6 protein-coding genes and 1 pseudogene are annotated in these 13,262 nt (G+C 36.4%); all 7 read left to right on the top strand.

The features are described 5' to 3' along the window. A partial coding sequence (locus A0F92_RS08510; RefSeq protein WP_167516943.1) for a PKD domain-containing protein occupies nt 1-2,219 on the top strand: 2,219 nt, incomplete at its 5' end. Nucleotides 2,220-2,298: 79 nt separating this feature from the next. After that, nucleotides 2,299-3,330, top strand: coding sequence for a PorP/SprF family type IX secretion system membrane protein (locus A0F92_RS08515; protein ID WP_167516944.1), 1,032 nt, complete (start codon nt 2,299-2,301; stop codon nt 3,328-3,330). A gap of 256 nt (nt 3,331-3,586) precedes the next feature. Beyond that, nucleotides 3,587-6,655: a SusC/RagA family TonB-linked outer membrane protein gene (locus tag A0F92_RS08520; protein ID WP_167516945.1), complete on the top strand. Its 3,069-nt coding sequence runs from the start codon at nt 3,587-3,589 to the stop codon at nt 6,653-6,655. Nucleotides 6,656-6,682: 27 nt separating this feature from the next. Next, nucleotides 6,683-8,167: a RagB/SusD family nutrient uptake outer membrane protein gene (locus tag A0F92_RS08525; RefSeq protein ID WP_068244299.1), complete on the top strand. Its 1,485-nt coding sequence runs from the start codon at nt 6,683-6,685 to the stop codon at nt 8,165-8,167. A 207-nt stretch (nt 8,168-8,374) separates the two neighbouring features. Continuing rightward, nucleotides 8,375-11,395 (top strand): SusC/RagA family TonB-linked outer membrane protein, encoded by a 3,021-nt coding sequence (locus tag A0F92_RS08530; protein WP_167516946.1) that lies wholly within the window; start codon nt 8,375-8,377, stop codon nt 11,393-11,395. 29 nt (nt 11,396-11,424) lie between these two features. Further along, nucleotides 11,425-12,828: a RagB/SusD family nutrient uptake outer membrane protein gene (locus tag A0F92_RS08535; protein ID WP_068244306.1), complete on the top strand. Its 1,404-nt coding sequence runs from the start codon at nt 11,425-11,427 to the stop codon at nt 12,826-12,828. A 168-nt stretch (nt 12,829-12,996) separates the two neighbouring features. Next, a pseudogene (locus A0F92_RS15800) lies at nt 12,997-13,262 on the top strand (IS982 family transposase); the annotation flags it as partial.

Here is a 13,262-nt window from a genome sequence, read left to right on the forward strand (position 1 = left end):
CTGTACAACCCATCAACACAGGTAACGGACAGGTATGTGCGGGTAGTAGTCTGACTGTAACAGATCCGACCGGGGGTGGCGTATGGAGCAGCAGCAATACGAGTGTAGCTACGATTGATAACAGTGGGAAAATCACCGCCATTGCCGCAGGCACTGCTACTATTACTTATACTGTTACCAATGGCAGTGGCTGCACAACGAGTGTAAGTGCACCAGTTACAATTATTGGAATTCAAAAAGCATCCATACAATTAAAAGATACAGGTAGCACATGTTTGCCATACACCCTTACTTTAATCAATAAAACAGTACCTTCTTCAAAAACAGTATGGTACTTTAGTGATGGAACTTCGTTGTCTGGTGACAGTGTTCGTTATGCTTTTAAAAACAATGGACAGTATGCTGTAAAATTAATTACCCAAACAGCACGAGGTTGTACCTATGCTGATAGCATGCCTTTATCTGTTCATGTTCCTGAAAGAACAGTTTCATTTAATAGCGGCTATACCTGTATCAATAACAATGTTACTTTTAATGCCCATATTTTATCCGACGATTCTGTTCGATGGAATTTTGGGGATGGTAGCATCTTAACTACTACACAAACAAGCATACAACATCATTACACAAAAGAGGGTACATATATACCTTCTGCGCAGCTAATTGCAGCATCAGGGTGTGAAATGCCATTATCTGTAAATGATACCATAAAAGTAGACGAATTAAAAGCAAACTTTCATTTAACTGCTCTCTATAAATGTGGTAAAACCACTTATCAGTTTATGGATTCTAGTCATACACTTTTTGGTATTCAGGAATGGAATTGGAAATCTGATGAGGATATGGTTGAAACACATTCTTCATTTTCCCAAAATTATACAACAGAAGGAAACAGACACATTACTTTGGTAGTAAAAGGAAAATCTGGTTGTAGCGATACTGCTAAAGCCTCCTTTAAAGTAAAAATATATCAGTATCCAAAAGTAAGCATACAATCTATGCAGGAGGTTTGTCGCACTGCTTTACTTAGTTTTAATGGAATCGCAATTTCACAGGATTCAATTGTTCATCGTCAATGGGATATGGGTAATGGTAACACTTCAACTGATTCAGTTAGCGCAATAAGGTATAATACTGCAGGTGATTATGTTGTGAAATATACTGTTAGTACAGTAAACCAATGTTTGGATTCAGCAATTAAACAAATTACGGTGCATGCCTTGCCGAAAGTAGCAGCCATGGCACCAAAAAGAATTTGTAAAGGCGATTCTATACAATTGAATGTTACCGGTGCTGAACGTTATATTTGGAAAGACCAGAAGAACAATATTATCTGTGAAAACTGCGCTGTACCAACCGTTGCCCCGGTTGCCAATACCCAATATTATGTTGTGGGATATAATGAATTTGGATGCAGCCAAATGAGTGCTACCAACATTACCGTTGTTCAGCCATTTAAATTATTGGTATCTCCCAATGATACCATTTGTGCCGGACAACAAAAGCAGATTATAGCCATAGGTGCCAATAATTATCAGTGGGTAGCACCCGATGGAAGTAGTTTGGGAACCAGTTCTTCCATGTATGTGAGTCCGGTTACTACTACTACTTACTCAGTAATTGCAAAAGACAGCTACAACTGTTTTACAGATACCGGTAAAGTGAGTATTGTTGTAGGAAATCCAACACAAATTACTGTTGGCAAAGACACCATTTTACAGGCGGGTGATACCTATAATTTCAGAGCTGTTGCCGAAAAACAAGATATTAAGCAATGGGCATGGAGCGGTGCCAACAATTTATCTTGTTACAATTGTCAGGAACCGCAGGCCAAAATTTCTGATGATGCCTGTATTAGTTGTGTGGCTACCAATATATATGGTTGTCAGAGTGCCGATACAGTATGTTTAAAAACATTTTGCCCCACTGCTGAAGTGTATATTCCAAATGTATTTACTCCCGATGGAGATGGTATTAACGATTTACTGATTGTACAGGGTAAAGGCATAAAAGTAATTAAACACTTTATGATATTCAATCGTTGGGGTGAGTTGCTGTTTGAAAGAAGCAACTTTATGCCGGGCGATCCTGCTTATGCATGGGATGGTAAAATTCATGGCAAACCCGCAACGCCCGATGTTTTCGTATATGTATGTGAAGTTTTATGTGAAAAAGGGTTACCGAATGTATATAAAGGAAATGTTGCCATATTAAAATAAAAAAATATAATAAAATGAGCGGATTTGGTTAATTATTTCAGGAAGACTTTAAAGAGTCTTTTATAAAAATCCAAAGAATATGAAAAAACGCTACTCACCCTTCATCTGCTGCATATTTTTTCTCTTGTCCGGGCAATTTGTTTTTGGGCAGGATCTTACTTTTTCTCAGTTCTACGAGCAGCCCTTGTTAAGAAATCCTGCATTGGCCGGGATATTTACCGGTGATTTACGAGTGTCTACTGTGTATCGCGACCAATGGGCCAGTGTAACGGTACCCTTTAGAACAGAAGCTATGAGTGTGGAATATAAAATGCCCATGCAAGGCAATAACGACGTGTTAACATTGGGTTCTCAAATGACCTTAGATCAGGCCGGTGATATACAGTTAAAACGCACACAATTTTTGCCTGTAGTCAATTATAGTAAGTCATTGAGCGATGATAAAGACTCCTATTTATCCATCGCATTTATGGGTGGCCCTGTGTATAGTCAATTCGATCCCACTTTAATTAAAACCGGCGACCAATATCTGGGTGGTTCTTATAATTCCAGTAATTCAACCTCACAAATGTTTACCAATACCGGATACAATTACTGGGATCTGGCTACAGGTGTTAGTTTTAGCAGCAGCTATGGAGAAAATGGCCGTTTTTATATTGGGGCGGGCTATGCACATTTTAATAAACCGGTGATACATTCTGTTACGGGTACTGTAGAAAATTTCCTGTATCCCAAACTTACTTTTAATGTTGGGGTCAATTCACCGGTTACCGACAGAAACCGCATTATTGCTTTTGCCGATTATTTTACACAAAATGGCTATCGGCAATTATTAGGGGGTATTTTATATGGGTTTGATGTTCAAAAATTTTATAATGAAGATCCATATACCATTTATTTTGGTAGTTTCTTACGTTGGGGAGATGCTTTTGTACCCGTAGTGAAAATGGATTTCAAGCACATGAGTGTAGGATTAAGTTATGATGTAAATGTTTCTAAGTTAAAAACCGTATCGAATTATCGGGGTGGATTTGAGTTAACTGCATCTTATCATGGTTTTCTCAAAATTAGAAACAGTACATTAGATAAGTTAAGGTGTACCAGGTTTTAATTGTAATGGCAGTGCATTTTCACATTTATATTGGGTATATACTTTTAAATCCTGCTTTTTGCAGGTTTTTTTATGCAATTATTGGCAAAATATTGCATTTTAAAAATGGATGAAATCGTTAAAATTTTTTACATTGAATGTATAATTAAAACAGCAAGTCATCCTTTTTTACTAAAAATCATTAAAATATTTTTTTGGAATGTTAAACTTTTATTAATAACATTGTTCCATTAACCAAAATTAAAACCCTGCATACATGAGAAAAATTTATTTCTTGCTACTATGCTTGTTCCTAATGGTAGGTCAGCTATTTGCACAAAACCGCACAATAACCGGAAAGGTTACTGATGAAAAAGGAGAACCGTTGGTAGGTGTTTCCATCAATGCATTAGGCGGCGATAAAAAGGTGGTTGGTACTGCAGTTACCAATGCCGCTGGTGTCTATTCCATTAATGTTTCAGAAAAAGTGAAAGGGCTTCAGTTTAGCCATGTTGGTTTAGATGAACAATATATTCCTGTAGGTAACAAGGGTATAATTAACCTATCCTTATCCTCATCCAGTAAAGATTTATCAGAAGTGGTTGTAACCGGTTATGGTCTTCAGAAAAAGAGTAATTCTACCGCTGCAATAGTGAAAGTAGGTGGCGAACAGTTGGCTGATAAACCTTATGGATCAATTGACCAAATGTTGCAAGGCGCTGCTGCCGGGGTACAGTCGGTAGCTACTACAGGCCAACCGGGTGCCAACCAACAAATAAGAATCAGGGGGGTAGGATCTTTTTCGTTAAGTGCATCACAACCCTTGTATGTAATTGATGGTGTTGTTATGAATGGTGGCGATTTATCGAATGGTAACGGAGGTGGGTTTAACATCAATCCCAGTACCAATGTTTTAGCTACCATTAATGCCGATGATATAGAGAGTATCTCTATTTTAAAAGATGCAGCAGCTACATCCATTTATGGTTCAAGGGGTGGAAATGGTGTAATTATTATTACTACCAAGAGCGGTAAAATGGGTAAAACACAATTTAACCTAAGTGCAGAATTAGGCAACAATAATGTAATTGCACCACCGGCTGCCGGAAGAGCATTACAGGCAGCAGACTGGTTTACCTTGTTGCAGGAAGGGCTGGTTAATAATAATGCAAGCCAAACTACTATTAATAATACTTTAGCATCGTATGGTTATGGCAATGGTGTAGATATTCATTGGTTTGATTTGGTAACCCAAACAGGTATTCAAAATCAATATAATTTAAGTGCTTCAGGTGGTGATGGTAAAACCAAGTATTTTATTTCAGGTGGCTATTTTAAACAACAGGGTACTACCATTGGCGCAGATTTAACCCGATATACAGGTAATATTAAAATAACCCATGCGGCAACCGACCGATTAAGTTTTACAACAAAAGTAACGGTAGGTAATGTGGTTCAAAATTCAGTATTGGCTTCCAGCGGTATTTCCGGAGGTGGAGGTTATTTTGGAAATCCAGGATATGTATCATTGGTATTAAGGCCAACGCAAAATCCATTTAATCCGGATGGAACTTTAAATATTTCCGGAAATAATTTCGGCTTTCCTGCCCACTATAATCCATTATACATTGCCGCCAATGATAAACGCTGGTTAAAGGCATTAAGTATTTTTGGAACAGAAACTGTAGAATATAAAATATGGAAATCACTGAAATTTACCAGTAATCTGGGATTGCAGTTTAATGGTAACGAAGAGTATCAATTTAATAACCAGTTTCATGGAGATGGCTCAGGTACTGCAGGCTATGCATTATCATTGTATACGCGAAATTTTTTATGGAACTGGTATAACCAGTTAGATTATCATTTTGATTTTAACAAGGATAATAAATTTTATGCAGATGTAAAAGTAGGTTATGAAGCTACACGCAATGCGTATTTGCAACAACAAGGTTCTGCTCAGAGTTTTCCACCTAAATTAGATTTGTATTCTTCTCAAAATGCAGCAACCTCTACACTGGGTATTCAGGTATCGTCCGATTATGCATTCACCGGGGCTTATTCTACTGCCAATATTAGTTATGATGACCGTTACTCTTTATATGGTAGTTTTAGACGAGATGGTTCATCCCGGTTTGGTAGTAGCAATCCGTATGGTAATTTTTACTCTGTTGGTTTTGCCTGGAATGTGGTGAACGAAAATTTCATGAAGAATATTCCCGCTATTACTAATCTTAAATTGAGGGCATCTTATGGTACCAATGGTAATGCTGAAATAGGCAATTACCAATGGAGGCCGTCGTTTGGTTTTGGTTATAATTATAACGGTGTTGCCGGTGGTACGTTTAATAATATTGGAAACATTAATTTAACCTGGGAACAAAACAAACAATTTGATTTGGGATTTGATTTGAGTTTGTTTAAAAACAGAGTAAATATTACTGCTGATTATTATAAGCGAAAAACAGATGGTTCTTTATTGAGTCAGCAAATTTCCAGAACAACCGGTTTTACCGGAGTAATCAGTAACTTGGGTAGCATGGAAAATAAAGGGATAGAATTTTCCATATCTGTGATACCCATTCAAACGAAAGATTTTACCTGGCAGGTAAATTTCAATTATGCGCATAATAAAAATGCAGTAACCAATTTGCCTACAGGGGATCAGTTCAATCCGCAAAGCAGTGCATTCTTAATGCGCGTAGGCCAGCCTTTTTATTCTTTTTATACCAGAGGATGGGCAGGTGTAGACCCTAACAATGGAAATCCGCTTTGGTATACTGACAGTACCAAATCTGCTACTACTTCAACCTTTGCTTCTGCCAAATTATATTTAGTAGGTAAATCTGCCTCACCAACCGATTTTGGGGGTTTGGGCAATACCTTTACTTTTAAGAATTTTTCTTTTGGTATTGATTTTTATTACAACTACGGAAATTATATTGTAGATAACTATGCACGTTTCTTTACAGATGGTAGCTTTCCCACCCGCGGCAAATATGCATTTATGATGAACCGCTGGCAGAAAAAAGGTGATATTACCAATGTGCCCAAATATATTTATGGAGACTCCAGAAATGGCGCAAGTGGTTCAGACCGTATTATCTATAAAGGGGATTATATACGCTTGAGAAATGTTCAATTAGGTTATCGATTAACAGATAAAAATGTATTATCAAAATTACATTTATCTGCACTCGCATTTTATGTTCGCGGAAGTAATTTGTGGACAAAAGTTTATGATAATAATTTAACCAGCGATCCGGAGCAGGGTGTGCAAGGATTTAACAACCAAGCCGTTGCACCTTCCAGATCATTAACCGTTGGATTAAACCTAACATTTTAAATTCATTACTTAATAAAATTTCTGATAATGAAACACTTAAAAATATACAATCATTTAAGTAAGCTTACTTTATTGGGGCTGGTTTTATTTTTATCTGCCTGTCAAAAAAATTTTCTTGACCTGAAACCCTACAATGCATCTGTTTTGAGCGATGCAATTAAATCTGAGGCCGATTTAAATGCGGCAGTCAATGGCTTATATGCCTCATTGCGGGCAACTGATTTTTATGGCAGAACCTTTGCCGTAAAAGGAGATTTAATGGCCGACCATGCTTTCCAATCCAGTCAAAACTCCGGGCGATATACCGGTTTTAATTTGTATAATATGGTAGTAACGGATGGATATGCCAGTAATATTTGGTTCAATGCATATCAGGCCATAAAAAATGCGAATCTGATTATCAATTCAGGCTTGGCTATTACAAATGACAATATCAGCCAGTTATATTCTGAAGCATATGCCATTAGAGGTATGGTATATTTTGATTTATGTAGAAATTATGCTTTGCCTTATGCTAAAGATCCCAATGGCCCGGGTGTACCTATTGTATTAACATTCAATCAAAATGCAAAACCTGCCCGTAATACCATTAAAGAAGTGTATGCACAGGCATTGACCGATTTAAATAAAGCTTATTCTCTTGCAAAATTTAATCAGGGTGGTACAATGACATTTCTCAGTACCGGCCAAACCAGAAGTGTTAATTCCTCTTTCTGCTCTAAATATGCCATTTCAGGTTTATTGGCAAAAGTTTATCAGCACATGGGCGATTGGGCCAATGCTAAAAATGCCGCTTTAGATGTGGTAAATAATGGCGGTTTTACCTTAACCCCAAGTACAGGCCTTGTAAATTACTGGAAAGGAACCACTCCAAGAACTGACAGGGTAGAAACCATGTTTGAAGTAACTTCCGACGCCAACAATAGTGTTTCAGATGGTACATTGGCCAACCTCTATGTACCCAAACCAATTGGAAGTTATGGCGATATTTTAGCCACTCAGGATTTTTATAATTCACATACATTAACCGATGCCAGAAGACAATTGTACAATCCAAGTACCCGTTCAGGACAGTTGGGTATAGCATATTACATTACAAAATATCCTATTGACCCTATTAATTATGATGATGTAAAAATTGTACGTTATGCAGAAGTGTTATTGATATTAGCAGAAGCATACTATAATTTGAACGATCCTGTTAATGCACTGAAATATCTGAACATGGTAGCCATGCAGCGTGATCCTGCTTTTGCAGGGTATGCATCTTCCGGCCCGCAGGTGTTAGAAGATATTTTAACCGAACGTGGAAAAGAATTAGCATGGGAAGGTTACCGTTTTTGGGATTTTTACCGATTGCAGCGTTCTTTTGTAAAACCACAGGCGCAGGATGCCACTAATGCCATTATACAAAGCTTAAATGTTACCCCCGCAACCTTAAATATCATCTTTCCCATACCAAAAGATGAGGTATTAGTGAATCCCAATATTGTTCAAAATAACGGGTATTAAATGCAATTATTTATTTTTTAATAAAAGGCCAAATTAAATTTTGGTCTTTTCTAATTATAAAATTATTTTAAACTTAAAAACCATTTTTAAAAAAGATAATTTTAATTTTTTTTGCAACTTTTTAATTAAAATTGATGTCTTTAATGTTTTGTTAACTTATATTTGAAATCCTTTTTAAACTTTTTTAAAACTAAAACACAGAGAATTATGAGAAAATTGCTATTGCTTCTCGTGTGTGCATTATTGACTATAGGTCAATTGTGGGCACAAAGTCGTACCATAAAAGGTACGATTCTGGATGAAAACGGAAAACCTATTGAAAGAGCTTCAATTATGGTAAGAGGTACTAGAATTGGAACTAGTACAGAAGCAGATGGAACATATACATTAAATGTTCCTCAGAATGCAAAATATTTAATCATTTCGGCTTTAAACTTTGGTCGTAAAGAAATTTCAATTGAAGGTAAAACTGAGGTTGATGTAAAATTAGAAGCTCTTGATTCAAGATTAGATGAAGTGGTTGTGGTGGCTTATGGCACGCAGAAAAAAAATACACTAACAGGTTCACAAGCATCTGTTAAAGGCGGTGAAATAGAAAACAAGCCTTTTACTTCTGTTGATAAAGCATTGCAAGGTGCAGTAGCGGGATTACAATCTGCCGCCGCTTCCGGTGCTCCAGGTTCATCTCAAGCAATTCGTATCAGAGGTATTGGTTCTATTTCAGCCTCTTCTGATCCGTTATGGGTAATCGATGGAATTCCTGTAAATATAGGGGATGCATCGCGTTTAACAACAACATCCAATCTTTTATCTACATTAAATCCAGACGATATTGAGGATATTACCGTTTTAAAAGACGCCGCTTCTTCTTCTATTTATGGCAGCCGTGCTGCTAATGGTGTAATATTGGTTACTACCAAAAAAGGCAGACCGGGTGCTACTCGTTTTAAATTTGATGCTGAAGCCGGGCAAAACTCTATTGCTTACAAAAACAGTGCTTACCAACCATTAACAGCCGATCAATATGGTACTATTACTAAAGAAGGCTTGATAAATTCTGGTCAGGCTACTCCCACCAATGTTGATGCTATTTATAATGCAAACTTTCTATCAGTTTTTACTTATCCTTCTCCCGTAAATACTGATTGGTTGTCGGCAGTAACCCGTACCGGTGGGCAACAACAATATAACTTAAGTGCCAGTGGTGGTAATGAAAAAACAACTTTTTTCTTATCAGGGGGAATGTTTAAACAGGATGGTACTACAATTGCTTCTGATTTTACTCGTTTAAATGGTAATGCCAGAATAGAAAATAAAGCAACTAATAAATTAACATTAGGCTTTACTTTAAATGGAGGGGTAACGGATCAAAATACTCCTTTGAGTGGGGGAGCCTTTGGAAATCCGGTGTTAAGTGCATTCTTTCTTTTGCCTACCTTGTCTCCGTATAAACCAGATGGTACTTTAAATTACCTAACAGGCGACTTTCCAAATGCTTCAGTTTATAATACAGTAGCAGTTGCTGCATTAGATAAAAGAAATTTGCATGGCCTTAGTTTGAGAGGTGCTGCATATGCTGAATATAAGATTTTAGATAATCTTCGTTTTAAAACTCAATATGGTGTTGATTATAATACTTTAGAAGAAAACCAGTATAATAACCCATTTTATGGTGATGGCCAGAGTAGTGGTGGTAGGGCATTTGCTTATTATACCAGATACATGAACTGGGATTGGGTAAATACGCTAGATTTTAAACAAAGTTTATTACGTTCTGGTGATTTGAATTTAAACTTAAAAGTTGGTTATGAATCTCAGTTAAGTAAAGGATACTTTGTTTCAGTTCAAAACTCAAATTTTCCACCAACAACAATTTTAACTGTGCCTGCTATTGGTGCAACACCAAAAACAGCTTCACAAACAGCAAGTGATTATTCCTTTGTAGGTGCTTTTTCTTCTGCTGATTTGAATTACAAAGAAAGATATATTATAACTGGTAGTTTCAGAAATGATGGTTCTTCTCGTTTTGGTTTGAACAAACGTTATGGCAATTTTTGGTCAATTGGTGGTAGATGGAATATTGACAGAGAGAAATTTATGCAAAATATTAAATTCATCAATCAGTTAGTATTGCGCTCTTCTTATGGAACCAATGGTAATGCCGGTATAGGCAACTATGATGCCTTGCCTTTATATGGCTATGGCTCAAACTATATTGGTAACCCTGGAAGTGCTCCTTCTCAAGCAGGTAATATTGATTTAACATGGGAGATAAATAAACCATTTAACGTTGGAATGGATGTAACAATATTGAAAAACAGAGTTAGTTTCACAATAGAGTACTATAAAAGAAATACAACTTCTTTATTATTGGCAGCACCTGTTCCTCCAAGTACAGGATTTACAAGTGTAACCAAAAATATTGGAGCAATGGAAAACAAAGGGATTGAATTTACTTTGAATGTAGTCCCTGTTCAAACTCGCGATTTCAGATGGAATCTTAATTTCAATATTGCAGCCAATCAAAATAAAATTACTGCATTGGTTGATAATCGGGATATTTTATCTGGGGTTAATATTCGCAGGGTAGGATATGATTTTCAAACCTATTATGCAAGGGTTTATGCAGGTGTAGATCCTGCTAATGGTGATCCACTTTGGTATACTGATGCTACAAGAAAAACAACTACTAATAATTATGGTAGTGCACTACGGATACCTTATCAAACGGCTTCACCAAAAGTATTTGGGGGCTTCGGTAATAGTTTTAAATATAAAAACTTTAGTCTAAGTGCCAATTTCTATTACAATTTTGGTAATTATCTGAGAGATACATGGGGTTCATATTACAATGGTGCTGGGTTTGGTGGTGGTTTTAATAAGGTAAAACGTATTATGAATAGATGGACTACCCCTGGTCAAATTACAGATATACCCAAATATGTATATGGGGGAAATAAAAGTGCACAAAGTTTTTCAACATTTTATTTATTTAAAGGAGATTTTATTCGTTTAAGAGATATAGAATTAGGATATGATTTACCCAAATCCTTATTATCCAAATATCATATTGGTATGATGCGCTTTTATGTGCGCGGCACCAATTTATGGACTTGGGTGGCAGATTCTAATATGCCTTTTGATCCAGAACAGGGTGTTTCCTCTCAAACTAATTTGGAGGTGTTTATTCCAAAAACAGTTACAGCAGGTGTAAATATTTCTTTTTAATTAAATGAAGTGATACAAAATAATTTATTATGAAAAAATCAATATTCAATAAGGCCTTGATACTTTTGGTATTAATTGGTCTTTTATCGAGTTGTAAAAAAGATTTCTTGAATCGAAATCCTTACACTTCCTTACCCCCAAATTTGGCTTTAGGAACTGAAGCTGATTTGTTGGTAGCACTCAGAGGTGCATATGCAGGTCTAAGAAATACAGACTTGTTTGGCAGAACCGTTCCTGTAGCAGGAGATTTATATCCTGACAATGTTTATGTTTCCGTAAAAAATTCTGGACGATATATTCAGTTTAATACCTACAATATGGTGGTTTCTGATGGAAATGTAACCGGCTTTTGGAATGCTGCTTACAATACCATTTTAAGAGCAAACAATATTATTAATGCAAACGTTGCAAGCTCTGCAAATGTAAACCAGTACAAGGGGGAGGCTTATGCCATTAGGGCACTTTGTTATTTTTACTTAGCCAGATATTTTGCAAAGCCTTATACTGACGATCCAACTGCTCCCGGAGTACCCATTATTTTAACTTATGATGTAACTCAGCAGGCACCAAGAAGTTCAGTTGGTGATGTTTACAATCAAGTAATAAGTGATTTGGATAAAGCTTATGCTAACATGACAAAGTTTACAAGCTCAGGTCAATTTAGCAAGTATGCAGCCAGAGCATTACAGGCAAAAGTTTATTTGTATATGGGCAACAACGCCAATGCCAAAACAGCAGCATTAGATGTTATAAATAATAGCGGATTTACTGTTGTAAATACTTCAAACTTTGTGTCTTATTGGGGAAGTGGAGCTGTACGTACCGATAAGGTTGAAACCTTCTTTGAAGTTAGTTCTGATGCTATTAATAATAACGGATATGATGGATTAGCTAATATATATAATCAATTAGGTTATGGCGATTTACTTTGCTCTAATGCCCTAACTGCATTATATTCCCCAACTGATATAAGAGCAACTACGTGGCTTTCTACTGGTGTTAGAGGTGGTGTCCCAGCTACATTTATTAATAAATATAAAAATGTATTTGGATCTGCTGATCCTGATGATACCAAGATTATACGTTTGAGTGATGTTTATTTAATAGCAGCCGAAGCTTCTTTGCCAAATGACGAAACATCTGCTAAAACCTATTTGAATTACATTGCAACTCGCCGTGATCCTTCTTTTACTGGGTATACTTCCACTGGAATTCAGTTATTTAATGATATTATAACTGAAAGAAGAAAAGAATTAGCTTTTGAAGGTGATCGTTATGGGGATATGAGCAGATTGAAATTGGATATTAATAGAAGTAGCAATTACCCTGCCATTGCTTTGAGTTTACCTTACTCAAGTTTTAAAAGATTATTTCCAATCCCTCAACAAGAGTTAGATGCCAATAAAAAAATGGTAGGTAACCCCGGCTATTAGTTTGGTTTTAAGATTAAATAAAATAAGGCTGTATCAAAAAATGATACAGCCTCATTTATTTTGATAAAATGAAAGGGATATGCGGTCAATTAATTAACCCAAGTTTCCTAAAATAGAAGCATTTGAAACAGAATAATTTTGAGTTGCGAAAACAAAATTTCTATTCAAATGCTTCAGGACAAAGTTATTGGTATTTACTGTTTAGTGGATGATATACTCAAAGGTATCCATCATGTCGAACACAAGGAGGGTAAAGTAAGTGACAGTGAGATTATCAGCACGGCATTAGTGTCCGCTCTTTATTTTAAAGGCAACCAGTTCCATGCCATCAATTATATGTGGACACATAATATGGTGCCGGCAATGATTGGCAACAGTGGTTTCAATAAGCGGCTCCATAAGGTGGCCTCGCTGTTGATGTGGCTGTTTTTGCA

The organism is Hydrotalea flava (assembly GCF_001623405.1).
In the GTDB taxonomy this organism is placed as follows: Bacteria; Bacteroidota; Bacteroidia; order Chitinophagales; family Chitinophagaceae; genus Hydrotalea; species Hydrotalea flava.

Excerpts from the sequence above, each read along its gene's own strand:
- A0F92_RS08520 (WP_167516945.1), top strand. The coding sequence starts at position 3,587 with ATGAGAAAAATTTATTTCTTGCTACTATGCTTGTTCCTAATGGTAGGT.
- A0F92_RS08515 (WP_167516944.1), top strand. The coding sequence starts at position 2,299 with ATGAAAAAACGCTACTCACCCTTCATCTGCTGCATATTTTTTCTCTTG.
- A0F92_RS08535 (WP_068244306.1), top strand. The coding sequence starts at position 11,425 with ATGAAAAAATCAATATTCAATAAGGCCTTGATACTTTTGGTATTAATT.
- A0F92_RS08525 (WP_068244299.1), top strand. The coding sequence starts at position 6,683 with ATGAAACACTTAAAAATATACAATCATTTAAGTAAGCTTACTTTATTG.
- A0F92_RS08530 (WP_167516946.1), top strand. The coding sequence starts at position 8,375 with ATGAGAAAATTGCTATTGCTTCTCGTGTGTGCATTATTGACTATAGGT.